This is a genomic window from Streptomyces sp. NPDC003035 (assembly GCF_042888285.1).
Lineage (GTDB): Bacteria > Actinomycetota > Actinomycetes > Streptomycetales > Streptomycetaceae > Streptomyces.
The window spans coordinates 154,152-177,841 of record NZ_JBIAPJ010000007.1 but is presented as its reverse complement, the minus strand read 5'-3'; the positions used below and the strand labels follow the sequence as shown (position 1 = coordinate 177,841).

The following is a 23,690-nucleotide window of genomic DNA, read 5'->3' as shown; positions in this document are numbered from 1 at the left end:
GAGCGGGTACGACGAAGCCCCCGGCCGCGAGAGGCGGCCGGGGGCTTCGGTGTGGTGCGCGATACTGGGATTGAACCAGTGACCTCTTCCGTGTCAGGGAAGCGCTCTCCCGCTGAGCTAATCGCGCGGGACGGTCCCAAACCGTACAGGACCAGGTGTTACTGCGTGCGCGATACTGGGATTGAACCAGTGACCTCTTCCGTGTCAGGGAAGCGCTCTCCCGCTGAGCTAATCGCGCGGGGATCCTTGCGGACCAGATCCTTACGGATCAGTGGACGATACTGGGATTGAACCAGTGACCTCTTCCGTGTCAGGGAAGCGCTCTCCCGCTGAGCTAATCGTCCTTGGAGGTGGAGACGGGATTTGAACCCGTGTAGACGGCTTTGCAGGCCGTTGCCTCGCCTCTCGGCCACTCCACCAGGAGTGAATACGGGGGCTCGGGAAGATCCCCCACATCGAGCGGACGACGAGATTCGAACTCGCGACCCTCACCTTGGCAAGGTGATGCTCTACCAACTGAGCCACGTCCGCTTGTCGTTTCCGTTCCGCTTGCGCGTCCCGGCGACGTGTTGAACTCTAGCGGATTCCTGGGCCAGCACAAAAACGCGTTTCCGCAGCGTGCTGAGCTGCGTACCAGTGCCGGGCGGCCGGGAGGGTTCGCGCGATGTTCACTCCTCGTGTTCCCGAGGTGGCTCCCAGCCGCCCCGGACGAGCGCCCCCGGCGCACGCCCCGCCACCGCGCCCCCGCCCGCCTAGACTCGCATGCGTGCACGACCTTGCTCCTCTGGCCCGCTTCGGCGGCCTCGTCGCGACCGACCTGCGGGATGTCACCAGTGACCCCGAGGCCCTGGACTCCGCCGGCTTCTGGGCCGTCTCCGCGGACTTCGAGGGCCGTCTGACCTGCGCCCGCTTCGGCGACGTACGGCCCGACCCCGTTCCGGCCCCCGCCCCGGGCGCCTGGCGCGGCCCCGCCGTCGGTGACTGGACGTCCTCCCTCGATCGCGCGGCGTACACCGCCGGCGTCCGCGCGATCCGTGCGCAGATCTCGCGGGGCGAGGTCTACCAGGCGAACCTCTGCCGTGTGATGTCCGCGCCGCTGCCCGACCCGTGGGCCGCCGACGTCGACGCCCTCACCGCCGTCCTGGCCCGCGGCAACCCCGCTCCGTATGCCGGAACGATTCGGCTGCCGGCTCACGGGGTGGAGATCGCCACCGCGTCCCCCGAGCTCTATCTGCGCCGCGAGGACCGCACCGTCGAGTCCGGCCCGATCAAGGGCACCGCCCGGACCGCCGACGGTCTCCTGGAGAAGGATCACGCCGAGAACGTGATGATCGTGGACCTCGTGCGCAACGACCTCGGCCGGGTCTGCGCGAGCGGCTCGGTCACCGTCCCCGAGCTGTGCGCCATAGAACCCCACCCCGGCCTGGTCCACCTCGTCTCCACCGTCCGCGGCGAACTCGACGAGCGCGCCGGCTGGCGGGAGCTGCTGGCCGCCACCTTCCCGCCCGGCTCCGTGACCGGTGCCCCGAAGTCCAGCGCCCTGCGCATCATCAAGGCCCTGGAGACGGTACCCCGCGGCCCGTACTGCGGAGGCATCGGCTGGGTCGACGCCGACCGCCGCACCGCCGAGCTCGCCGTCGGCATACGCACCTTCTGGATCGACCGCGCCGAGGGAGTGCTCCGCTTCGGCACCGGCGCAGGCATCACCTGGGGCTCCGACCCCGAGCGCGAGTGGGCCGAGACCGAATTGAAGGCGTCCCGCCTGCTGGCGGTAGCGTCGGGCACGTACGAGGCGAGCGGAAAGGCCATTTCTCGATGAAACTCTGGGTCAACGGCGGGCTGTACGACGCGGCGGAAGCCCGGGTGTCCGTACTGGACCACGGTCTGACCGTCGGCGACGGCGTCTTCGAAACGGTCAAGGCCGAGCGCGGTGAGACCTTCGCCCTCACCCTCCACCTGGAGCGCCTGACCCGCTCCGCACGCGGCCTCGGTCTGCCCGATCCGGACCTCGACGAGGTCCGCCGTGCCTGCGCCGAGGTCCTGGCGGCCAACCCCATGGAGCTGGGCCGGCTCCGCATCACGTACACCGGTGGTCTCTCCCCGCTCGGCTCCGAGCGCGGCGACGAGGGCGCCGGTCTCGTCGTGGCGCTCGGTGAGACGGGCCGCCGTGCCGACTCCACCGCCGTGATCACGGTCCCGTGGACCCGTAACGAGCGCTCGGCGCTCACCGGCCTGAAGACCACCTCGTACGCCGAGAACGTCGTCGCCCTGGCCAAGGCGCGTGAACAGGGCGCCTCCGAGGCGCTGTTCGCGAACACCGTCGGCCGGCTCTGCGAGGGCACCGGATCCAACGTCTTCGTCGTGATCGACGGCCGGATCCACACCCCGCCCGTCTCCTCCGGCTGCCTGGCGGGCATCACCCGCGCCCTCGCCGTGGCGTGGACCGGCGCGGAGGAGACCGATCTTCCCTTCGACGTCCTGGAGAGCGCCGAGGAGATCTTCCTGACCTCGACCCTCCGTGACATCCAGGCCGTCCACCGGGTCGACGGGCGCGAACTGACGGGCACCCCGGGGCCCGTGACCGCCAAGGCCATGCGGATCTTCGACGAGCGCGCGGCCGAGGACCGGGATCCCCGACTCCCGTAGAAAAACCGGATGACGGACGGCCGTGGCACGGGTACAACACCGGTGATGACCACCACACTGCGGCCGTCCGGGCCGCTTCAGCAGACCCCCGACGGCGACCGTTCACGCACCTACGACGTCTGCGTGAACAGCCGCCGCGTCGGCTCCGTGCGTCTCGCCACCGCCCCCGGGTTCGGCGCCGCGGCCGGCGTGATCGAGACCCTGACCATCGACGAGAAGGACCGCCGCCGCGGCCGCGGCACGGTCGCCGCGCTGGCCGCCGAGGAGGTGCTGCGCGGCTGGGGCTGCGGCCAGGTCCAGATCTCCGTACCGGCGGCGGCCGGGGCCGCGCTGCGGATGGCCGACGCCCTCGGCTACACCGAGCGCGGCCGGAACATGGTCAAGGAACTGCCGGCGGAGCCTCCCGCGCTGCCGCCCGGCATCGAGTTCCGCCCCATGAGCGAGGCCGAGTTCGACGTATGGGAGGCCGACGCCAAGGACCGTTTCGCGCGGAGCTGGGTCGACCGGGGCGTACCGGAGGACCAGGCGCGCGCCAAGGCCGAGGCGAGCCACCGGGAGCTGCTCCCTCGGGGACTGGCCACCCCCGGTACGAGCATCGACCTGGCGGTACGGCACGGGGAGGTCGTCGGCCAGGTGTGGACCGCACCCCGCGATCTGGAGCCGGGCGCGCCCGGACGGTACGTCTACGGCGTCGACGTCATCGAGGCACACCGAGGTCAGGGCTACGGCCGCGCGCTGATGCTGCTGGCCGAACGGGTCGCGATCGACGCCGGGGCGCGCCTGCTGGGACTCCACGTCTTCGCGGGCAACACCCCGGCGATCCGGCTCTACGAGTCGCTCGGCTACCGGACGACGCACGTCAACAGCTACAAGCGGCTGCTCTAGGAGCGGTCAGCCGGCGAGCAGCCGGTCGGTGATCGCCTCGACGCGCTCGCGCAGACCGTCCTGGCTCTTGCCGCCGTCCAGGCGCTCGCCGCCGACGACATAGGTCGGCGTGCCGGTGACCTTGACCGCCTTGCCCTCGGCCTGGTCGGCGTCGACAGCCAGCAGGTGCCGGCCGTCGATCAGGGCGGTGTCGAACTCCTCGTCGTCCAGGCCCAGTTCGCGAGCGACCTCCAGGAGCACCGGCTCGCCCCGGTCGCCCAGCTCCGCGGTCCTGGCCAGCAGTGCCTCCACGTACGGCCAGCCCTTGCCCTGCTCGGCCGCCTCCTCCGCGGCCTGGGCGGCGGCGTAGGCGTGCTTGTGCTTCTCCAGCGGGAAGTGCCGCAGCTGTACGTCGATCCGGTCGCCGTACTTCTCGCGCAGCGCGCGCACGTCGTCGAGCGCGCGGAAGCAGTCGGGGCACTGGAGATCGAACCAGGCCTCCACGACGACGGGGGAGGCGGACGGGGTGGTGGAGTCACTCATGGGAGCAGTCTTCCAGCCGCCGGTCGCCCGGCCCAACCGGGACCTGGGGAGGAGATCCGCAGGGGGCGACCCGGAGATCTCCCTGAGGTCCGCCCCGAAGCATGGCCGCGGGCGGTCCCGCCGGTGCAGGATGGAAGGGACGTATCGCCCCGCGCCAGGAGGATCGCATGCTCGCCGAGACCATTTTTTCCGCGGTGTCCGCGGCGGGTCTTGCCCTCGCCGCGATCACGGCGTACCGCAAGCGTTTCCTCGCCGCGACGCGCATCGCGGCGTACGCGCTGGTGCCCGTCGGCCTGGTCATGACCGGGGCGGTGGAGTGGGCCTTCGGCACGGTCTTCAGCCCGACCGCCTGGATCGGCTTCGGTGTGCTCGGCGTGGCCTGGCTGCTCTTCCTGTCCACGCGCGCCGTCGAGCGGCGCAGGGGTGCGGGCCGCAAGGCGACGGCCGAGGGCGCCCGGCCCGGTGTCGCCACACCGGCCGCACCGGCCGCGTCGGCGCCCGCGCTGGGGCAGGGGCAGCGCGGTGCGAGCCCGAAGCCGAAGGCCACGGCGGCCGGGGACGACTTCAGCGACATCGAGGCGATTCTGAAGAAGCACGGGATCTGACGGAGGGCACACCGCGGGACGGAATGACGATGGAATGAACTGCCGTCCCCGAGGGGCGTGTTGCGGACGTTCCCGGGGCGCGGCTGCGCCATGATCGCCCCCGAGATGCTGGATACCTCGCGGGATCACGTCCCCGCCCCCACCGAAGAGCCGCGCGGCTGTCTGTTCGCGCTCTCCCAGCCACCGCTGATGATCTTCCTGGCGGTCATCGGCTGTCTGCTTCTGATGGCCGCCGTGCACGACCTCTTCCTGCTGTGACGGACCGGTTCGGGCCGGATCAGCCGGCGGCTTCCTTGCGGCGCGCCCGGTACGCGGCGACGTGGAGCCGGTTACCGCAGGTGCGGCTGTCGCAGTAGCGGCGCGATCGGTTGCGGGAGAGGTCGACGAAGGCCCGGCCACAGTCCGGGGCCTCGCAGCGCCGCAGCCGCTCCTGCTCGCCCGCCACCACGATGAACGCCAGCGCCATGCCGCAGTCCGCGCCGAGGTGGTCGGCGACCGACGCGCCCGGCGCGAAGTAGTGCACGTGCCAGTCGTAGCCGTCGTGGTCCGTGAGCTGGGGGGTGGTGCCCGCGGCCGCCACCAGCTGGTTGATCAGCGTCGCCGCGATCCGGGCGTCCGGCGCCGCGAAGACGGCCGCGAACCTGGCCCGCACCTCGCGCACGGCCCGCAGGTCGTTCTCGCCGAGCTCGCCCACGCCGCTGACGTCGTGAGCCCGCACGAAGGCGTGCAGCGACGGGAGGTCCGCGAGCTCGTCGTCACGGTCGCCCTGCGGGGCCGTGTTCATCAGATCGACGACGGTGTCGAGCGCGATCCGGGTGTCGTGGGGGATCAGCACGATTCGCTCCCTGGCAGGCTGCGGGCGGGCGCCCGCGGAATTGCGCTGACTCTAGCGGCTTCGCCGCGCACGGCCCCGGGTGGTCCGAAAGCGGGCCGGAACCGGGCCGAAACCTGGCCTCGACCGGCCGTCCGCGGCCCGGAAACGGGCATCGGCGCCCTCCCCCGCGCCGGCTGCGCGGTGAGGACGCCGATGTCTGCCGTAGGTGATTGTCCGCGCGGCGCCGTCGCCCCGAGTCGGACGGCGCCGGGCGGCTCTCGGCCTGGCTCAGCTGTCGGCCAGGATGTGGGAGAGCTCCGTATCGAGGTCGAAGTGCCGGTGCTCGGTGCCCGGTGGCACCGCGGCGTCGGTCCGCTTCAGGAACGACTCCAGGGCCCTCGCCGGGGCCTCGAGCAGGGCTTCGCCCTCGGGAGAGCTCAGCGCGATGCAGACGACGCCCTGACCGTGACTGCGGGACGGCCAGACTCTGACGTCGCCGGTGCCGGTGGGCCGGTGCAGCCCCTCGGCGAGAAGGTCGCGGGCGAAGACCCACTCGACCGTCTCCTCGGCTCCGGTGTGGAAGGTGGCGTGCACGGCATACGGATCGGCCGTGTCATACCGCAGGCCCGCCGGTACAGGCAGTGAGGACTCGCTCGACACAACGAGGCGCAGGTGCAGCTCGCAGCTGACCGTGGTGTTCATAAGCGCCAGGGCCTTTCGCTCAGTGTGCGCTCGGGGATTCGCACGTCGGCGAAATCGACATGCCACCTACGGTGCCGTTGTAAACCCCTCTGTCTGTTTTGTGATCGTTCAGGTAGCTCGTTCGGGGGTGTGTGACTTTGGGTAATACCGCCATTCCGGTGACGGCGCCGAATCCGGTAGGTTGGAGCCCATGAATGCGGAGAGTGACGAGCGCGCCGGGGAGTCCGCCGCCGACGGGGAATCCGAGCTGGGATCCCGGGCCCCCGAGTTCATCAAGGCCCGCCGGACCCTGCACCTGAGCTGGCAGGTCGGCGTCTTCGTCGTGGGGCTCGCGGTCGTGGGGGCCGGCGTCGTGATGCTGCCCCTGCCCGGCCCCGGCTGGCTGGTGATCTTCGGCGGCATGGCGATCTGGGCCACCGAGTTCGTCTGGGCGCAGCTCGTGCTCCGCTGGACGAAGAGGAAGGTCACCGAGGCGGCCCAGCGGGCGCTCGACCCGAAGGTCCGGCGCCGCAACATCATCCTGACCACCGTCGGCCTGGTGATCGTCGCGGTGCTGCTCGGTTTCTATCTGTGGAAGTACGGCTTCGAGATGCCCTGGAAGATCAACACCTGACCGGCGGAGGGGTCGGGCGACCCTCTGACATGGGGTAATGTTTGCGGTGCGCCCGGGCGATTAGCTCAGTGGGAGAGCGCTTCGTTCACACCGAAGAGGTCACTGGTTCGAACCCAGTATCGCCCACCACCCGGACCGAAGGCCCGGAGACTGGATCCAGTCTCCGGGCCTTCGGCGTTCCCGCGTCGAGGTCACCGCATGCGGCCGAGCCGCTCCCGGAGCCGGCGGGCGTCCCGCAGCCTCTGCTCGTACGTCGCGCCCACCGCGAGGAGCAGCAGCCCGGCCAGTGCCGGGGGCAACCAGCGGGGGAGCGCGCCGACGACCTGGACCACGTACGGAGCCAGCTCGTGCAGCCCGTCGAGGGCGAGCACCGAGCCGCCGAGCACCAGCAGCGCCTGCAGCCGGAACCGGGCGCCCAGCAGCGTCACCGCGAGGGCGGCGAGACCCAGGAGCAGCGGACGCACCCAGTCCGGGTCGGCCCAGGCCGCGAAGAGGCTCGGCACCAGGGTCGCCGCGAGACCGGGGCCGTACGCCACCCAGGACGAGGCCTCCGCGTCGCGGCGCCGGCGGAGCACGCCGACGACAAGCGCGGGCACGGTGACCGGCAGGGTGTACGCCTCCGGGGTCTCCACGTCCCACACGGCGAGCCGCACCCAGGTCGCGAGGAGGAACAGCACCGCGGCCGTCCACGAGGCGTACGCGCGCCGCTCGGGGCGGACGGCCGTCGCCGCCGCGATCACCGCGCACAGGGCCAGGACGAGCGCGAGCACGGCCGGCCGGGACACCGCCGCACCGATGGCGAGCAGACCCACGGCGGCGCCGGTGATCTCCACGGGCAGCGCGACGGGGTGGCGCCGCAGCCACGCACCGGCCGCGGCGGTGGCCACGGGAATCACGAGCAGGGCCAGCGCCGTGTGATGGTCCCGGAGCTCCGCGGCGGCCGCTCCGGCGCCCACCAGCCCGGCCGCCGTGACCACCGCCGCACAGCCGGCCACGGCCCGCCGTGCGCCGTCCGCGAGGAACGCGACCGCGACGAAGAGTCCGAGCAGGACGCCCAGCACGGTGAAGGTCGCCGCACGCGTGTCCAGGGCCGTCGCGACCGCGCCGGTCGCCGTCGCGAGCGCGCACCCGAGCGCGGTCCATCCCAGCGCCTCCCGGGGCGGGACGGGACGGGCTGCCTTCGCCGGGGCCGAAGTGGGCCCCCAACCGGTCCATCCCGCCCCGTGGCCCGGCCCGGCGGTACCGGAAGCGGATCGCGCGCCGCCGGACCAGGGGGCACCCGGTGCGGAAGGTGTCGCCTCCCGCATCGGCTCCCTGGCCGGAGCGGCAGGCTCGGACGCTTCGCCGGCTGTGCCGGGGGAGCCCGCGGCGGGCCGGGCGGCACCCGGTTCCGCGCCCTGCGCCCCCGCTTCGTCGTCGGAGCCGGCCTCGCCGGCCGGAGCCGGGACACCCCGCGCCGGTACCCCGGGGCGCGCCGCGAGGAACAGGGCCGCCGTGGTCGTCAGGAGCTGGAGGGTCAGCGTGGCGGCGCGGGACAGGTCCAGGGACAGCGGGAGGGCCGTCAGGAGCGCCCACGCGAGCAGGAGCGCGGCGCAGCGGGCCCACAGGCGTGGCACGGCCACCAGGGCCGTCGCCGCGACCAGCAGGACCAGCGGGGCCGTCGACGGGTACGAGGTGAGGACGCGGTCCGGGTGAGCGCCCGACCAGATCGGGGTCGTGCGCGCCAGGGGAGCGAGCAGCGCCGCCGCCACCGGCGGCAGCGCCCAGGCCACGCCCAGTGCCAGCACGCCGCCGCCCGCGAACGTCAGGCCCCGCTTCACCGCACGAGACGCCGAGGACCGCAGGACCGCCGCCAGGGCGACCGCGCACACCACGTACCCCGGTACCTCCCAGTCGCCCGGCACCACCGCACGCAGCACACCACCCGCCGCCGCGACCACCGCGAGCCCCGCCACCACCGACACGGCCACCGCGGCCGGGACCACCCTCCACGCCACGAACAGCGCCACCCCCGCGCAGGCCAGCAGCAGCGCACCCGCGGGGATCGCCGTCGACAGCGACAGGACGCCGCCCGTCGCCAGGGCCCAGCCGCCCAGGAGCCCGGCGCCGATGCCCGCCGTCGTCCGCACCGCCACCGGCTTCGCCCGGAGCACCACGGCCAGATTCGCCACCGCCGTCGCGAGCGCCGCCCAGCCCAGCGCGAGCGTGCCGCCGTCCATCGCCAGCACGCCCAGCAGCAACGGCAGTTGAGCCGCCACCACCGCCGCCGGCAGCGGAATCCGCAGCCGTCCCAGCGCCACGCCGTACGCCGTCCAGGCGCCGGCGAGCACCGCCGAGGCCACCGCGGCGTACCCGAGACCGTCCGTGGCCGGCAGCGCCACCCGGTGCAGCGCGTACGCGTCGAGCACCATCAGCACCAGGCCGAGCGCCGCCACCGACTCCGCCGTGGAGCCGAGGCCCCGGCGCAGCAGCACCACCGGCACGGCCAGCGCCGCGGACGTCACCACGCCCAGCACGGCCGCACGGCCGGCGGTCCCCATCGAGCCCCAGCTCACCAGGGTGAACGCGAGCGCCGCGATCGTCAGCAGCACTCCGCCCAGCGTGAGCAGCACGTTCTGCGCGCTGCGCGGGCTCGCGTCCGCCACCGGCACGGTCGCGGACCACGGCGCGCCCGGAGACGCCACGGGCGGACGCAGCACCTGGAGCAGCCAGGCCCGCCGGGTCAGCAACTGAGTCCGGCGGGCGTCGAGTTGGGCCAGCTCGCGGTCGACGAGCACCAGCTCGTCCGCGGGCGGCAGCGCATTGTTCATACCGGGAGTGTGGCGCCGGACACACCTCGCGTCATGTGTGGACGTACTCATCTTCCGGCCTGAGTACGTCCACACTGGGGACATGGACTGGTCCCGCTACCGCTTCCGCAGCGTCTGGCAGCTGGCCGCCCCGCCGGCCGCGGTCTACGCCGTGCTCGAACGCGGCGAGGACTATCCCCAGTGGTGGCCGCAGGTCCGCGAGGTCGTCCCGGTCGACGACCGGACCGGCACCGCCCGGTTCCGCTCGTTCCTCCCGTACGACCTGCTCGTCACCGTCGAGACCCGGCGCAGCGACCCGGTCGCCGGAGTCCTGGAGGCCTCCCTGCGGGGCGACCTGGAGGGCTGGGCGCGCTGGACCCTCACCCCGCGCGGCACCGGCACCCACGCGCTCTACGAGCAGGAGGTCGAGGTGACCAGCCCTCTCATGCGCCGTCTCGCGATCCCCGGCCGGCCGGTCTTCCGCGCCAACCACGCCCTGATGATGCGCGCGGGACGGCGCGGCCTGGCGGCCAGGCTGGGCCGGTTTGAAGGAAGCCCGCGGAAACCTGTATGGTTCAACCCGTTCCCGGGCGATTAGCTCAGCGGGAGAGCACTTCGTTCACACCGAAGGGGTCACTGGTTCGATCCCAGTATCGCCCACCGGGAGAGGCCGGTCCGTCGAAAGACGGACCGGCCTTCCGCATTCCCGGCCCGCCGCCTCACCGCCTCACGCCGCCGTGCGCAGCTCCGGGCGGAGCGGCCACGTCGGATCGACGATCTCCGGTGTGCCGTTGCGTGAGAACCACGCCTGGAGGCCCCGCGCCTGGGCCGCGTGCCACACCGCCTGCAGGGTGTGCAGCTCGGCCGGTGACAGCCGCTCCAGCCGGGACGCGAAACGCCGCGCCACCGCCCGTACGACATCCAGCGCCGCCGTCGCGTCCGCCGCCGCGTCGTGCGCGCCGTCCAACTCCACGCCGTACTGCGCGCACAGATCCGTCAGCGTCCGGCGGCCCTTGCGGTAGCGGTCCAGATGCTTGTCGAGCACCCGAGGATCCAGCACGCACAGCGACGAGTTCTCCAGGTACCGCCCCAGCGAGGAGGCGCGGTGGCGCCGCAGCTCGCGGTCCAGGATCGTCAGGTCGAACGGCGCGTTCATCACCACCAGCGGCCGCCCCGCCGCACACTGCTCGGCGAGCGCCCGCCCCAACTCCTCCATCACAGGCGCGGGCCAGCGCCCGTGCAGTTGCAGATGTTCATCCGTCAGACCGTGGACCGCCGTGGCCGCTTCGGGCACCGGAATCCCGGGATTGACCAGCCAGCGCGTCACCCGGGGGCGCCCGCCGGCCGTGTCCTGGACGACGAGGGCGGCCGAGACGATCCGGTCCTCCTCGACGTCGACTCCCGTGGTTTCCGTGTCGAATGCGGCCAGGGGCCCCTCGTACCAGTGCGTCATCCCCGAACTCCTCGCACCTCTGCGGCAGATGGCGATCCCCCTGCCCGAATCGGTGATACCCGGGCTGTTTGCGCCGTACGCCGACCGGTGACAACACAACTGACGGGGAAGGGAATTGACATGGCGCTCGCCCAGCCCGAATCGGGAGGGCTGCCGCCCCAGCAGGCAGCACCGCTGCGCGGCTCACTCGCCACCACCGCCTGCATGGAGACGCTCCAGGTCGGATATCTCCACGCGGTCGCGGCGGCGGCGGGCTGTTCGCTGTCGCAGCCGTTTCCGGACAACGGCATCGACTGGCACGTGAGCCACAGCGCTCCCGGCCACACCGTCGACGACGAAGTGACCATCAAGGTGCAGCTCAAATGCACCTATCAGCTACCACCGCGGCCACACGGCTCCGCGTCCGCGGCGTTCTCGTTCACTCTCGACAACGACCATCTGGTGAAGCTGGCGCGGACCCCCGTCTCGGTGCACAAGATCCTGGTCGTGATGATCGTGCCGCGGGACCGGGAGGACTGGCTGCGGGCCGGCCACGACGGGCTCGACCTGCGGCACTGCTGCTACTGGATCAACCTGGCCGGACACCCGGTCACGGGACGGCGCAGGACGACCGTGCGCATACCGACGGCACGGATCTTCGACGACCGGGCGCTCTGCGAGATCATGACCCGGGTCGGCGTGGGAGGGAGACCTTGATGCACCGGCCGATCGAGGAACCAGGAGGCGGGAGCGGTCACGGTCCCGTCCTGCCACCGTTCCGCCCGCACCCCACGCCCGGCGACGTCCCCGGCGGCCCCTGGGCCGAGACCGGGGGCGCACCGGATCCCGGACGGGTGGACCCGCTCGTCCTCGGCGCGCTCCTCGCCCGCCACGGCTGGCGACGGCGCGGCGGGGCCGCGGGCCGCTACAGCCGCTGGACCCCACCGGGACCCGGCGGCGCGACCGGCGGCACGAGCCTCCTCGTGCCCGAGAGCCGCGCCTTCCCCGACTGCGAGGACCTGCTCGGCGAGGCGCTCACCGCCCTCCAGCGCAGTGCGGCGCCGTCCGCGCGGGAGGTGCTGGTCGGGTTGACCGTGCCCAGCGACGAGATCCGCTGGTGGCGCGACGTCCCGCCCGGGCCCGCGGGCACGGTCCCCTGGACGGTCCAGGAACAGCTCAGGTCGGCCGCCCGCCGGCTCCTGCTCGCCGGGGCGCTCGCCGTCCGCGGGCGCGCCGGGTACTACGGCGCCAGGCACCGCCGCCAGGCCCAGGTCTCCCTGGAGCCCGTGGTCGTGGGGGGCGAGCCGGGCGGCCGGGGCCTGACCGCGTTCGTCCCCGTCGACCCGGGCAGGGCGATCGCCGTACGGCTCTACCACGCGCTCTACGCGGCCCGGGAAGCCACCGACTACCAGCGGGCCACGGGCGGCATGGAGGCCTTCGACGCCGCCGTGGAGGCCGGGGTGAGCCGCGAGCTCACCGAGGCCCTCGTCGCCCTGGTACGGGGGACCGAGGGCGCCCGGATCGTGCTGGAGTGGGCGCCCGCTGCCGGGACCCCGGCCGGGTGCGCGGCGCGGCCGGAGCCCGTGGAGTTCTCCCCGGGCGATCTGCCCGCGCTGCGCGAGGCCGGCGCCCGCTATCTGGCCGACGAGCCGTCCGTACCGGTGCGGATCACCGGCGTCGTCGTCCGCATGCGCCGCTCGGGACCGCGCGGCGAGGGGATCGTCCGGCTGCGGGTCCTGGGCGGCGCGGAGGTGCCGCACGTGAGGGTGGCCCTGGACGAGGAGTCGTACCGTACGGCCGGCCACGCGCACCTCGTGGGGGTGCCGATCCGGGTCGTGGGACGGCTGGAGAGCCGGGGCGGCTTCCGGCGGCTGACCGATGCCTCCGGAGTCGTACCGGTGCAGGTCGACGAGGCGGAGCGGGACCGGCTGATGAAGTCCCTCCAGGAGAACCTCGACTTCTTCGAGGAGGCGTGCGGGGGCGAGTGACCGGGGAGCGGGCTCCCCCCCCGGCCGGGGTCCCCGGGAAGGCCGTGCTCGCCCGCCTCCGAGGGGCGCGGACGCGGCAGGGCGCCGCACGCCTGCGCCGTCCGGTTCCCCCAGGTCCCGGAAACCGTTTCGCGGGGGACCCGCTCGGCTCGGTACGATCAACGGCGACGCGGCACCTCGTCTCTGCCGCGCACCGCCGGTGCCGGCACTTCGTATCTGCCCGCGCCCCTATGTATGGAGCACCCGTGTCTGATGTCCGTGTGACCGTCCAGTCCGCCTCAGGAGCCGAGGATCGGGCGGTGAGTGCGGGCACCACCGCCGGCGCCCTGTTCGCCGAGGACCGGTCGGTGATCGCCGCCCGTGTCGCCGGTGAGCTGAAGGACCTCACCTACGTCGTCGCCGAGGGCGACGTCGTCGAGCCCGTCGAGATCTCCTCCGAGGACGGTCTCAACATCCTGCGCCACTCCACCGCGCATGTGATGGCCCAGGCCGTGCAGGAGCTCTTCCCTGAGGCCAAGCTGGGCATCGGCCCGCCGGTCCAGAACGGCTTCTACTACGACTTCGATGTCGAGAGGCCGTTCACCCCCGAGGACCTCAAGGCCATCGAGAAGAAGATGCAGGAGATCCAGAAGCGGGGCCAGCGCTTCTCCCGCCGCGTGGTGACCGACGAGGCCGCCCGCGAGGAGCTCGCGAACGAGCCGTACAAGCTGGAGCTCATCGGCATCAAGGGCTCCGCCTCGACCGACGACGGCGCCAACGTCGAGGTGGGCGGCGGAGAGCTGACCATCTACGACAACCTCGACGCCAAGACCGGCGAGCTGTGCTGGAAGGACCTCTGCCGCGGTCCCCACCTGCCCACCACCCGGAACATCCCGGCGTTCAAGCTGATGAGGAACGCTTCGGCGTATTGGCGCGGTAACGAAAAGAACAAGCAGCTCCAGCGTATCTACGGCACCGCGTGGCCGTCGAAGGACGAGCTGAAGGCGCACCTCGAGTTCCTCGCCGAGGCCGAGAAGCGTGACCACCGCAAGCTCGGCAACGAGCTCGACCTCTTCTCCATCCCGGACGAGATCGGCTCCGGCCTCGCCGTCTTCCACCCCAAGGGCGGCATCATCCGCCGCACCATGGAGGACTACTCGCGCCGCCGGCACGAGGAGGAGGGCTACGAGTTCGTCTACTCGCCGCACGCCACCAAGGGCGCCCTCTTCGAGAAGAGCGGCCACCTCGACTGGTACGCGGAGGGCATGTACCCCCCCATGCAGCTCGACGGTGGTACCGACTACTACCTCAAGCCCATGAACTGCCCGATGCACAACCTGATCTTCGACGCGCGCGGCCGCTCCTACCGTGAACTGCCGCTGCGCCTCTTCGAGTTCGGCACCGTGTACCGGTACGAGAAGTCCGGCGTCGTGCACGGTCTGACCCGGGCCCGCGGCTTCACCCAGGACGACGCGCACATCTACTGCACCAAGGAGCAGATGGCGGAGGAGCTCGACAAGACCCTCACCTTCGTCCTGAACCTGCTGCGCGACTACGGCCTGACCGACTTCTACCTGGAGCTGTCCACCAAGGACCCGGAGAAGTTCGTCGGCTCGGACGAGATCTGGGAGGAGGCCACCGCGGTCCTCCAGCAGGTGGCCGAGAAGCAGGGCCTCCCGCTCACCCCCGACCCGGGCGGCGCCGCCTTCTACGGCCCGAAGATCTCCGTGCAGGCGCGCGACGCCATCGGCCGCACCTGGCAGATGTCGACCGTGCAGCTGGACTTCAACCTGCCGGAGCGCTTCGACCTGGAGTACACCGGCCCGGACGGCACCAAGCAGCGCCCGGTCATGATCCACCGCGCCCTGTTCGGAAGCATCGAAAGGTTCTTCGCGGTGCTCCTGGAGCACTACGCGGGCGCCATGCCGCCGTGGCTGGCCCCGGTCCAGGCGGTCGGCATCCCGGTCGGCGACGCCCACGTCGACTACCTCCAGGAATTCGCCGCCGAGGCGAAGAAGAAGGGCCTGCGGGTCGAGGTGGACGCCTCCTCCGACCGGATGCAGAAGAAGATCAGGAACCAGCAGAAGCAGAAGGTCCCGTTCATGATCATCGTCGGCGACGAGGACATGGCCGCGGGCACCGTCTCCTTCCGCTACCGCGACGGCTCGCAGGAGAACGGCATCCCGGCCGACGAGGCCATCGCCAAGATCGCCAAGATCGTCGAGGACCGCGTCCAGGTCTGACCGGACGTGCTCAGGAGGCCCCCGGGGAATCCCCCGGGGGCCTCTCCTCGTCCTCCCGCCGGAAGGTCTGGATCAGCCAGGACGAGAAGGAACCCGTCACCGCGCCCAGGAGAGCCAGCCCGCACGCCATCACGCCCACGGCCGTGACCCGGCCCATCGGCGTCACCGGGGACACGTCGCCGTAGCCCACCGTCGACAGGGTGGCGCACACCCACCAGACCGCGTCGCCGAAGGTACGGATCGTGGCGCCCGGCGCCCCGTGCTCGTAGTGGTAGACCGTGAGCGCGCCCGCGAGGCCGAGCAGGCCGGCCGTCAGGCCCGCGTAGGCCATGACCCGGGCGTAGAGCGTGAGGCGGGGCTTGTCGTGGCGGCGCTGGATCCGCTCGTAGATGGTCACGATCCGCAGGGGGCGCAGCAGCGGCAGCACCAGGACCACCGTGTCCAGGAAGTGGGTGCGGACGAACCGCAGCGGGCGCAGGCCGCTCAGCCGGAGCCGTACCGCGTAGTCCACGGCGAACACGGCCCAGGCACCGCACGTCACCACCAGGCAGAGGTCCCGCCAGAGCCCCGGGAGACCGGGGGCCAGGACCCGTACCGCGTACCCGGCGAAGAACAGCAGGGACAGCACCGCCAGCGGGGTCTCCATCCGGCGGTCCCAGCGCTCCGGTGCCTCGGCCCTCTCCTCCATCGGATCAGCATCTCCGGGGCCGCGTGAGCATCGCCCCGGCGACACGCTCCGAACGGGCGAAGCAATATGCTGCACAGCATGACGATTGAGCCGGAACAGCAGATCGGAGTGGGGACGCAGGACGCGTTCCAGCGCCTGTGGACGCCGCACCGGATGGCGTACATCCAGGGCGAGAACAAGCCGACCGGGCCAGGGGCCGAGGACGGCTGTCCGTTCTGCTCGATTCCGGCGAAGTCGGACGAGGACGGGCTGGTCATCGCGCGCGGCGAGCACGTGTACGCCGTGCTGAACCTCTATCCGTACAACGGCGGTCACCTGATGGTGGTGCCGTACCGGCACGTCGCCGACTACACGGGTCTGGACGGACCGGAGACCGCCGAGCTGGGCGAGTTCACCAAGCGGGCGATGATCGCGCTGCGGGCCGCGTCCGGCGCGCACGGCTTCAACATCGGCATGAACCAGGGCTCGGCCGCGGGCGCCGGTATCGCCGCCCATCTCCACCAGCACGTGGTGCCCCGCTGGGGTGGCGACACCAACTTCATGCCGGTCGTCGGCCACACCAAGGTGCTGCCACAGCTCCTCGCCGACACCCGCACCATGCTCGCGGACGCCTGGCCGGCGTCGTCCGAGCTCGCCTGAGACGGGCCCGGTACCTACGCGTCGTAGATGTCGGCCTTCTTCGGGCCGGGGTCCTGGATGGTTCCGCTCAGTACCAGCGAGCGGTTGGTGAAGCGCTCCGTGTCCACGCCGTGCTCGTCGAGCACCTTGATGGTCGCGGCATGGACGGCGCGCATCACGGGCGTCGCCGTACGGATGGCGTCGTCGGCCATGAAGCGGTGCCGCCAGGGCTGGGCGGCCCAGGCGTGCCGCAGGCCGAAGGGCTCGGGCAGGACGAGCTTGCCGCCGAGGAAGTCCAGGACCGGCGGGAACCAGGTCAGCGGGGCGCGGACGGCCTTGCGGACGATGTCGTCGTCCTCCAGGATCGGCAGCTGGATCTCCCGCGTCTCCCAGAACCGTACGGTCTTGGAGACCTCCTTGGTCCTCGCCTTGGGCTTGGTGGTGAACAGCGAGTGCACCGGGCCCAGCGCGTGCCCGGTGACCTCCACACGTAGCGTGTGGTGCAGCGAGGTCACCGTGATCATCATGGTGAGGACCAGCTGGCCGTCCCAGAGCGTGAACTGCACCCCCAGGTAGTGGCGGTTTCCGGCACCGAACTGCTGGTCGTTGCAGATGCGCTGTATCTCGTGCGGCTTCACCTGGAAGTGGACGATGTCGTCGCCCTCGGGGCGGGCCACCTCGTCGGCGCCCTCACCGACGGGGGAGACGATCCAGTGCTTGACCGTCGGCTTGGGGAAGCCGGTCTTGAGAGAGCCGCGCTCCAGGAGCGTGAGCTCGTCGTGGATCTTCCGCACGACGTCCCAGGCGCGGAAGGCGTGGATCTCGCGGCCCTCCTTGGGGATGAGTTCCTCGGCGAGCGTCCAGCTGCCCCACCGTGTACCCATGCCCAGTATCCCCTTGGGGCCGGCGTAGAAGACGATGTTGGACTGCTGCTCGGCGGTGAGCTTCTCCAGGTTCTGGCGGAGGTCCTCGGCCGCTTTCTCCGTCGGGTCCTGGGGGACGGCCTCGGGGACCATGGCGCCGATGCCGCCCCCGCTGAGGAGGGCGCCCCAGCGCTCCCGCAGATCCTTGGCCGTGGACTCGCAGATGCGCTTGGCGAGGAACCAGCCGACGACCGGAGCGATGATCATGGCCCGGAGGTAGATCGACAGCAGCCCGCCGAACGGAAGCTTGATCAGGAAGAGGAGGGCGAGGAATCCGACGGCGACCAGGAACACCGTGCCGATGGCGCTGGTGCGCTTGTTCTCCGTGCCCGCGAGCATGCGGCGCAACTGGATGACGCCGAGCCAGAGCAGCAGCCCGGGCAGGAAGACGACGCCGAAGACCAAGGTGACCAGGGTCAGCTTGACGTCGCGCTGCTTGCGGATGCCCGTGGCCGCCAGGCAGTGCTCGACCACGGGTCGCGAGTCGGTACCGAAGGACTGGATGAGCGCCTTGCGGGCGCCGCCGAGCGTCCGAACCTGGACCGCCCGCGAGAAGGCCTCGCCGAGATCCGGACGGAAGAGCTTCCACCTGGCGTCGGTGACCTTGGACTGGTGCCATTCGTTGTTGGCTTCCAGGATCGCTTCGACCTTGCCGTCGCGGTACGCGGCGGAGGCGAGGGCGTGCGTCGCCGCCGTCTGTCCGTCCGAGCCCTGGAGGGGAATCTGAGCCCCGGGTCCGAAACTGCCGATCGTCACTGATGCCCCCATCGCCGCGTGCCCGCGTGGTTCACCGCGTATCCCTCTGCGGCCTTTTCCCAACTACCGCGCCCCGCACACCTGCTGAGCTGGGCACCACAGCGTAACCGGGTACCGGCGGATGCGTCACGAGTCGGCCGAATGCCGCCCTCCGGGGGGAGTCGGACGGGCGGCATCGACAGTCCGGTACGTGACTAGGATCCCTTTTCCGACTTTTCGCGTACCTTGTCCGCGAGTTGGGGCGGCATCGCCTCATGGCGGGCGTACGTACGGTCGAAGCGGCCGGTGCCGTGCGAGACGGAGCGGAGGTCGACCGCGTACCGGCCGATCTCGATCTCGGGGACCTCGGCGCGGACCACCGTCCGGCCGGGACCGGCCTGTTCGGTGCCGACGACCCGGCCCCGCCGCCCCGAGAGGTCGCTCATCACCGGCCCCACGTACTCGTCCGGGACGAGCACCTGGACCTCGGCGACCGGCTCCAGGAGCCGGATGCTCGCCTCGGCCGCCGCCTCGCGCAGCGCGAGGGCGCCGGCCGTCTGGAAGGCGGCGTCGGAGGAGTCGACCGAGTGGGCCTTGCCGTCGCGCAGCGTGATCCGCACGTCGACCAGCGGATATCCGGCGGCGACCCCGCGCGCGGCCTGGGCGCGTACGCCCTTCTCGACCGAAGGGATGAACTGGCGCGGCACCGCCCCGCCCACCACCTTGTCGACGAACTCGATGCCGCTGCCCGGCGGCAGCGGTTCGACGTCGATCTCGCAGATCGCGAACTGGCCGTGGCCACCGGACTGTTTGACGTGCCGGCCCCGCCCGGCCGACGGGCCGCCGAAGGTCTCGCGGAGCGACACCTTGTGCGGGACGGCGTCGACCTGGACCCCGTACCGGTTGCGCAGCCGCTCCAGGGCCACGTCCCGGTGAGCCTCGCCGAGACACCACAGAACGACCTGACGGGTGTCCTGGTTCTGCTCCAGGCGCATGGTCGGGTCCTCGGCGACGAGCCGCGCGAGCCCCTGGGAGAGCCGGTCCTCGTCGGCCTTGCTGTGAGCCTCGATCGCGAGCGGGAGCAGCGGATCGGGCATCGTCCAGGGCTCCATCAGGAGCGGATCGTCCTTGGCGGAGAGCGTGTCGCCGGTCTCCGCGCGGCCGAGCTTGGCGACACAGGCGAGGTCGCCCGCGATGCACCGGTTGAGCGTGCGCTGCTGCTTGCCGAAGGGCGAGGTCAGCGCGCCGACCCGCTCGTCGACATCGTGGTCCTCGTGACCCCGGTCGGCCAGTCCGTGCCCCGAGACATGGACGGTCTCGTCGGGGCGCAGGGTGCCGGAGAAGACCCGGACCAGCGAGATCCGGCCGACGTAGGGGTCGGAGGCGGTCTTCACGACCTCCGCGACGAGCGGACCTTCCGGGTCGCAGGTGACCGGCGGCAGCGGGACGCCGTCGGGAGTGGTGACGGCGGGGGCCTCGCGCTCCAGCGGGGTCGGGAAGCCGCCGGTGATCAGTTCGAGCAGCTCGACGGTGCCGAGACCCTGCTTCGCGCCGTTCGCGGCGGGCGCCGCGGCCAGCACGGGATGGAAGGTGCCGCGGGCGACGGCCTTCTCCAGGTCGTCGATGAGCGTCTTGATGTCGATCTGCTCGCCGCCGAGATAGCGGTCCATGAGGGTCTCGTCCTCGCTCTCGGCGATGATCCCCTCGATCAGGCGGCCGCGGGCCTCCGCGATCAGCGCCTGCTGGCCGTCGTCCGGCGCATTCTCCTGCCGCACGCCCGTGGAGTAGTCGAAGATCCGCTCCGAGAGCAGCCCCACCAGGCCGGTGGCCGGGGCGTGTCCGTCCGGTGCCTCGGCGCCGTGGACGGGCAGGTAGAGGGGGAGCACGGCGTCGGGGTCGTCGCCGCCGAAGATCGAGGCGCAGACGGAGGTCAGCTCGTCGAAGCCGGTGCGGGCCGTGTCCAGGTGAGTGACCACGATGGCACGGGGCATGCCGACGGCCGCGCACTCCTCCCACACCATGCGGGTCGACCCGGCGATCGCGTCGGCCTCCTGGGCGGCCGAGACGACGAAGAGGGCCGCGTCCGCCGCGCGCAGACCGGCCCTGAGCTCCCCGACGAAGTCGGCGTATCCCGGTGTGTCGAGGAGATTGATCTTGCATCCGCCCCATTCGAGGGGGACGAGGGAGAGCTGTACGGAACGTTGCTGGCGGTGCTCGATCTCGTCGTGGTCGGAGACCGTCCCGCCGTCCTCGACCCGGCCGGCCCGGTTGACCGCCCCGGCGGTCAGCGCCAGCGCCTCGACGAGGGTCGTCTTTCCCGATCCGCTGTGGCCGACCAGCACCACGTTCCGTATGTCCGCGGGCCGGTCGGCCGTCGGAGCCCTGCCGGCGGCCCCGGAGTGTGCGTTCGCCTTGTCGCCCATGGTGTTCCTCCCGATCGCTTGCACCGCTCGCTGCGCGGTGCGGCGGGGCGCGGGCGCGGGGGAGTCGGCGCGGGAGGGGATCGCGTGCAGCTCCGGCGATGCCCGCGGTGGTCCTTCGAGCTTGGCACCGTCGTCAGGGCGCGTCCATACGTCGTACACGACGCGACGGGACGGGTGGCCGACGGTGCCGCGGGGTGGTCCTGGCTACGATGGGCAGGCCGGTGGCCATAGGGGCCGCGCGGCCACCGAACGTCGGGAAGGCCATGCTGAACAAGTACGCGCGTGCATTTTTTACGCGTGTCCTCACACCGTTCGCCGCGTTTCTGCTCCGCCGGGGCGTCAGCCCCGACGCGGTGACGCTCATCGGCACGGCCGGAGTGATGGCGGGTGCGCTGGTCTTCTTCCCCCGGGGGGAGTTCTTCTGGGGCACGATCGTCATCACCCTCTTCGTCTTCTCCGACCTCGTCGACGGCAACATGGCCCGGCAGGCCGGAATCTCCAGCCGGTGGGGCGCGTTCCTCGACTCGACCCTCGACCGGGTCGCCGACGGCGCCATCTTCGGCGGCTTCGCGCTCTGGTACGCGGGCACGGGCGACGACAACGTGCTGTGCGCCGTGTCCATCTTCTGCCTGGCCAGCGGTCAGGTCGTCTCGTACACCAAGGCGCGCGGCGAATCGATCGGCCTGCCGGTGGCCGTCAACGGCCTGGTGGAACGGGCCGAGCGGCTCGTGATCTCGCTGGTCGCGGCCGGGCTCGCCGGACTGCACGGGTTCGGAGTGCCCGGCGTCGACATCCTGCTGCCGATCGCGCTGTGGATCGTCGCCGTGGGCTCCGCGGTGACGCTGGGGCAGCGGGTGGTGACGGTACGGCGGGAGTCGGCCGAGGCCGACGCGGCCGCCGCACCGGGGAACGAGGCGACGTCATGAGTGGCGCGAGCGGCATGAAGGACCGGCTGACCGACGGGCTGTACGGGCTCGGCTGGGCGACCGTGAAGAAGCTGCCGGAGCCCGTGGCGGCCGGGCTCGGGCGGCGGATCGCCGACATCGCCTGGAAGCGGCGCGGCACGAGCGTGCTGCGCCTGGAGTCCAACCTCGCGCGCGTGGTCCCCGACGCCGGCCCCGAGCGGCTCGCCGAGCTGTCGAAGGCAGGGATGCGTTCGTACATGCGCTACTGGATGGAGTCCTTCCGGCTGCCGACCTGGAGCAAGGAACGCGTCGACAGCGGTATCGACATCAAGGACATCCACCGCCTCGAGGACGGCCTCGCCTCGGGGCGCGGCGTCATCCTCGCCCTGCCGCACCTGGCCAACTGGGACCTCGCGGGCGTGTGGGTGACCCGCTCGCTCGGCGTGCCCTTCACCACGGTCGCGGAGCGGCTCAAGCCGGAGACGCTGTACGACCGGTTCGTCGCCTACCGAGAGTCGCTGGGCATGGAGGTCCTGCCGCACACCGGCGGCGCCGCCTTCGGCACGCTGGCGCGGAGACTGCGGGCCGGCGGCCTGATCTGTCTGGTCGCCGACCGTGACCTGTCCGCCTCCGGCACCGAGGTCACGTTCTTCGGGGAGACGGCGCGGATGCCGGCCGGTCCGGCGATGCTCGCCCAGCAGACGGGCGCGCTGCTGCTGCCCGTGACGCTCTGGTACGACGACACCCCCGTGATGAAGGGGCGCGTCTACGCGCCCGTCGACGTACCCGAGTCTGGTACCCGGGCCGAGAAGACCTCCGTCATGACACAGGCCCTGGCCGACGCCTTCGCCGACGGCATCGCGGACCACCCGGAGGACTGGCACATGCTCCAACGACTGTGGCTCGCCGACCTGGAGCAGCGCGGGGAGGGGGGCCGCACGTGAAGATCGGAATCGTCTGCCCGTACTCCTGGGACGTGCCGGGCGGCGTCCAGTTCCACATCCGCGACCTCGCCGAGCATCTGATCGGGCTCGGCCACAAGGTGTCCGTGCTCGCGCCCGCCGACGACGAGACGCCGCTGCCGCCGTACGTCGTCTCGGCGGGCCGCGCCGTGCCGGTGCCCTACAACGGCTCCGTGGCACGCCTCAACTTCGGCTTCCTCTCGGCGGCGCGCGTGCGGCGCTGGCTGCACGACGGCACGTTCGACGTCATCCACATCCACGAGCCGGCCTCGCCCTCGCTCGGCCTGCTGAGCTGCTGGGCGGCGCAGGGGCCGATCGTGGCGACCTTCCACACCTCGAACCCGCGCTCGCGGGCGATGATCGCGGCGTACCCGATCCTGCAGCCCGCCCTGGAGAAGATCAGCGCGCGGATCGCGGTGAGCGAGTACGCGCGGCGCACCCTGGTCGAGCACCTGGGCGGCGACGCCGTCGTCATCCCCAACGGCGTCGACGTGGACTTCTTCGCGCGGGCCGAACCGAAGGCGGAGTGGCAGACAGAAGGGGCGCCAAGCTCGGGTGAGGGTGGCGGTGGGCGACGGGGGGGCACCCTGGGGTTCATCGGGCGGATCGACGAGCCGAGGAAGGGCCTTCCGGTCCTGATGAAGGCCCTGCCGAAGATCCTGGCCGAGCGGCCGGAGACCCGGCTCCTCGTCGCCGGGCGCGGCGACGAGGAGGAGGCGGTGGCCTCGCTGCCGCAGGAGATGCGCTCGCGCGTCGAGTTCCTCGGCATGGTCAGCGACGAGGACAAGGCGCGGCTGCTGCGCAGCGTCGACGTCTACGTGGCGCCGAACACCGGCGGCGAGAGTTTCGGGATCATCCTGGTCGAGGCGCTGTCGGCGGGAGCGCCGGTCCTCGCCTCCGACCTGGACGCCTTCGCCCAGGTCCTGGACCAGGGGGCCGCGGGCGAGCTGTTCGCCAACGAGGACGCGAACGCCCTGGCCGACGCGGCGATCCGGCTGCTGGGGGACGAGGCGCGGCGCGAGGAGCTGCGCAAGCGCGGCAGCGCGCACGTACGGCGCTTCGACTGGTCGACGGTGGGCGCCGACATCCTCGCGGTCTACGAGACGGTGACGGACGGCGCCGCCTCGGTCGCGACGGACGAACGCACCGGCCTGCGCGCGAGGTTCGGCCTCGCGCGCGACTGACCGCCCGGAGGCGGCGTCGTTCCGTGGCGGGGCC

The 23,690-nt window shown here is 71.9% G+C and carries 22 protein-coding genes and 7 tRNA genes; 16 read left to right on the top strand and 13 right to left on the bottom strand.

Annotated elements, in window-relative coordinates; translation table 11 throughout:
• Nucleotides 1-52: 52 nt before the first annotated feature.
• The 5 genes from ACFYV5_RS23295 to ACFYV5_RS23275 form a co-directional block, all read right to left on the bottom strand.
• A tRNA-Val gene (locus ACFYV5_RS23295) sits at nt 53-127 on the bottom strand.
• Nucleotides 128-166: 39 nt separating this feature from the next.
• Nucleotides 167-238: transfer RNA gene (locus ACFYV5_RS23290), tRNA-Val, on the bottom strand.
• Nucleotides 239-272: 34 nt separating this feature from the next.
• Nucleotides 273-344 (bottom strand) — tRNA-Val (locus tag ACFYV5_RS23285).
• Nucleotide 345: 1 nt separating this feature from the next.
• Nucleotides 346-419: transfer RNA gene (locus ACFYV5_RS23280), tRNA-Cys, on the bottom strand.
• Between the two features lie 39 nt (nt 420-458).
• A tRNA-Gly gene (locus ACFYV5_RS23275) sits at nt 459-531 on the bottom strand.
• Between the two features lie 235 nt (nt 532-766).
• On the opposite strand from ACFYV5_RS23275, the gene ACFYV5_RS23270 reads away from it, so the two are divergent.
• Genes ACFYV5_RS23270 through ACFYV5_RS23260 form a run of 3 tightly spaced genes read left to right on the top strand, consistent with a single transcriptional unit; the run spans nt 767 to nt 3,531 of the window.
• On the top strand, nt 767-1,819 hold the full coding sequence (locus ACFYV5_RS23270; RefSeq protein ID WP_355111827.1) for a chorismate-binding protein: 1,053 nt from the start codon (nt 767-769) through the stop codon (nt 1,817-1,819).
• Nucleotides 1,816-2,646 carry an aminodeoxychorismate lyase gene (locus tag ACFYV5_RS23265; RefSeq protein ID WP_355111825.1) on the top strand — a complete coding sequence of 277 codons (831 nt, stop codon included), beginning with the start codon at nt 1,816-1,818 and terminating at the stop codon, nt 2,644-2,646. Before ACFYV5_RS23270 ends, ACFYV5_RS23265 begins: the two co-directional genes overlap by 4 nt.
• A gap of 45 nt (nt 2,647-2,691) precedes the next feature.
• The gene (locus ACFYV5_RS23260) at nt 2,692-3,531 is read left to right on the top strand and encodes a GNAT family N-acetyltransferase (protein WP_389171396.1); all 840 of its coding nucleotides are present in this window, start codon (nt 2,692-2,694) and stop codon (nt 3,529-3,531) included.
• A 6-nt stretch (nt 3,532-3,537) separates the two neighbouring features.
• Here ACFYV5_RS23260 and ACFYV5_RS23255 read toward each other — a convergent pair whose 3' ends face one another.
• The gene (locus ACFYV5_RS23255; RefSeq protein WP_355111821.1) at nt 3,538-4,053 is read right to left on the bottom strand and encodes a DsbA family protein; all 516 of its coding nucleotides are present in this window, start codon (nt 4,051-4,053) and stop codon (nt 3,538-3,540) included.
• Nucleotides 4,054-4,220: 167 nt separating this feature from the next.
• On the opposite strand from ACFYV5_RS23255, the gene ACFYV5_RS23250 reads away from it, so the two are divergent.
• Nucleotides 4,221-4,658 carry a hypothetical protein gene (locus ACFYV5_RS23250; protein ID WP_355111819.1) on the top strand — a complete coding sequence of 146 codons (438 nt, stop codon included), beginning with the start codon at nt 4,221-4,223 and terminating at the stop codon, nt 4,656-4,658.
• Between the two features lie 57 nt (nt 4,659-4,715).
• Nucleotides 4,716-4,916, top strand: coding sequence for a hypothetical protein (locus ACFYV5_RS23245; RefSeq protein ID WP_355112091.1), 201 nt, complete (start codon nt 4,716-4,718; stop codon nt 4,914-4,916).
• 19 nt (nt 4,917-4,935) lie between these two features.
• Here the strand turns inward: ACFYV5_RS23245 and ACFYV5_RS23240 are convergent, their stop codons facing one another.
• Both ACFYV5_RS23240 and ACFYV5_RS23235 read right to left on the bottom strand, forming a co-directional pair.
• Nucleotides 4,936-5,493 (bottom strand): CGNR zinc finger domain-containing protein, encoded by a 558-nt coding sequence (locus ACFYV5_RS23240; RefSeq protein ID WP_355111817.1) that lies wholly within the window; start codon nt 5,491-5,493, stop codon nt 4,936-4,938.
• A 267-nt stretch (nt 5,494-5,760) separates the two neighbouring features.
• Nucleotides 5,761-6,174: an SsgA family sporulation/cell division regulator gene (locus ACFYV5_RS23235; protein WP_015032345.1), complete on the bottom strand. Its 414-nt coding sequence runs from the start codon at nt 6,172-6,174 to the stop codon at nt 5,761-5,763.
• A 190-nt stretch (nt 6,175-6,364) separates the two neighbouring features.
• Between ACFYV5_RS23235 and ACFYV5_RS23230 the strand changes: the two genes are divergently transcribed.
• Nucleotides 6,365-6,787, top strand: a complete 423-nt coding sequence (locus tag ACFYV5_RS23230) for a TIGR02611 family protein (RefSeq protein WP_355111815.1) — start codon at nt 6,365-6,367, stop codon at nt 6,785-6,787.
• 54 nt (nt 6,788-6,841) lie between these two features.
• A tRNA-Val gene (locus tag ACFYV5_RS23225) sits at nt 6,842-6,916 on the top strand.
• A gap of 62 nt (nt 6,917-6,978) precedes the next feature.
• On the opposite strand, the gene ACFYV5_RS23220 is transcribed toward ACFYV5_RS23225, so the two are convergent.
• A complete protein-coding gene (locus ACFYV5_RS23220) occupies nt 6,979-9,597 on the bottom strand; it encodes an SCO7613 C-terminal domain-containing membrane protein (RefSeq protein ID WP_389171390.1) in 2,619 nt (872 codons plus the stop codon).
• Between the two features lie 82 nt (nt 9,598-9,679).
• On the opposite strand from ACFYV5_RS23220, the gene ACFYV5_RS23215 reads away from it, so the two are divergent.
• Nucleotides 9,680-10,174 carry an SRPBCC family protein gene (locus ACFYV5_RS23215; protein WP_389171387.1) on the top strand — a complete coding sequence of 165 codons (495 nt, stop codon included), beginning with the start codon at nt 9,680-9,682 and terminating at the stop codon, nt 10,172-10,174.
• A tRNA-Val gene (locus tag ACFYV5_RS23210) sits at nt 10,165-10,236 on the top strand. Before ACFYV5_RS23215 ends, ACFYV5_RS23210 begins: the two co-directional genes overlap by 10 nt.
• A gap of 67 nt (nt 10,237-10,303) precedes the next feature.
• Here the strand turns inward: ACFYV5_RS23210 and ACFYV5_RS23205 are convergent.
• Entirely contained in the window at nt 10,304-11,029 is a 726-nt protein-coding gene (locus ACFYV5_RS23205) for a 3'-5' exonuclease (RefSeq protein WP_355111809.1), read from the bottom strand.
• A gap of 120 nt (nt 11,030-11,149) precedes the next feature.
• Here ACFYV5_RS23205 and ACFYV5_RS23200 point away from each other — a divergent pair, with 120 nt between their 5' ends.
• The 3 genes from ACFYV5_RS23200 to thrS all read left to right on the top strand — a co-directional run bounded on the left by ACFYV5_RS23200 (nt 11,150) and on the right by thrS (nt 15,218).
• Nucleotides 11,150-11,725 carry a DUF4365 domain-containing protein gene (locus ACFYV5_RS23200; RefSeq protein ID WP_389171383.1) on the top strand — a complete coding sequence of 192 codons (576 nt, stop codon included), beginning with the start codon at nt 11,150-11,152 and terminating at the stop codon, nt 11,723-11,725.
• On the top strand, nt 11,725-12,996 hold the full coding sequence (locus ACFYV5_RS23195; protein WP_355111805.1) for a hypothetical protein: 1,272 nt from the start codon (nt 11,725-11,727) through the stop codon (nt 12,994-12,996). Before ACFYV5_RS23200 ends, ACFYV5_RS23195 begins: the two co-directional genes overlap by 1 nt.
• A 245-nt stretch (nt 12,997-13,241) precedes the next feature.
• Nucleotides 13,242-15,218: a threonine--tRNA ligase gene (thrS, locus tag ACFYV5_RS23190; RefSeq protein WP_389171379.1), complete on the top strand. Its 1,977-nt coding sequence runs from the start codon at nt 13,242-13,244 to the stop codon at nt 15,216-15,218.
• 10 nt (nt 15,219-15,228) lie between these two features.
• Here the strand turns inward: thrS and ACFYV5_RS23185 are convergent, their stop codons facing one another.
• Complete coding sequence (locus tag ACFYV5_RS23185) at nt 15,229-15,906, bottom strand: potassium channel family protein (RefSeq protein WP_389171376.1); 678 nt, start codon at nt 15,904-15,906, stop codon at nt 15,229-15,231.
• 66 nt (nt 15,907-15,972) lie between these two features.
• Here ACFYV5_RS23185 and ACFYV5_RS23180 point away from each other — a divergent pair, with 66 nt between their 5' ends.
• Complete coding sequence (locus ACFYV5_RS23180; RefSeq protein WP_389171373.1) at nt 15,973-16,545, top strand: HIT family protein; 573 nt, start codon at nt 15,973-15,975, stop codon at nt 16,543-16,545.
• A 14-nt stretch (nt 16,546-16,559) separates the two neighbouring features.
• Here the strand turns inward: ACFYV5_RS23180 and ACFYV5_RS23175 are convergent, their stop codons facing one another.
• Nucleotides 16,560-18,215 (bottom strand): hypothetical protein, encoded by a 1,656-nt coding sequence (locus tag ACFYV5_RS23175; protein WP_355111797.1) that lies wholly within the window; start codon nt 18,213-18,215, stop codon nt 16,560-16,562.
• A 182-nt stretch (nt 18,216-18,397) separates the two neighbouring features.
• The gene (locus ACFYV5_RS23170) at nt 18,398-20,605 is read right to left on the bottom strand and encodes an elongation factor G-like protein EF-G2 (protein ID WP_389171369.1); all 2,208 of its coding nucleotides are present in this window, start codon (nt 20,603-20,605) and stop codon (nt 18,398-18,400) included.
• Nucleotides 20,606-20,814: 209 nt separating this feature from the next.
• Here ACFYV5_RS23170 and pgsA point away from each other — a divergent pair, with 209 nt between their 5' ends.
• From pgsA to ACFYV5_RS23155, 3 genes are read left to right on the top strand one after another with little or no spacing between them, the layout of a single operon-like run.
• A complete protein-coding gene (pgsA, locus tag ACFYV5_RS23165; protein WP_389171954.1) occupies nt 20,815-21,531 on the top strand; it encodes a phosphatidylinositol phosphate synthase in 717 nt (238 codons plus the stop codon).
• A gap of 14 nt (nt 21,532-21,545) precedes the next feature.
• Nucleotides 21,546-22,454: a phosphatidylinositol mannoside acyltransferase gene (locus ACFYV5_RS23160; RefSeq protein WP_389171951.1), complete on the top strand. Its 909-nt coding sequence runs from the start codon at nt 21,546-21,548 to the stop codon at nt 22,452-22,454.
• Entirely contained in the window at nt 22,451-23,656 is a 1,206-nt protein-coding gene (locus ACFYV5_RS23155) for a glycosyltransferase family 4 protein (RefSeq protein ID WP_355111791.1), read from the top strand. The genes ACFYV5_RS23160 and ACFYV5_RS23155 overlap by 4 nt, the downstream gene beginning before the upstream one ends.
• Nucleotides 23,657-23,690: the final 34 nt, after the last annotated feature.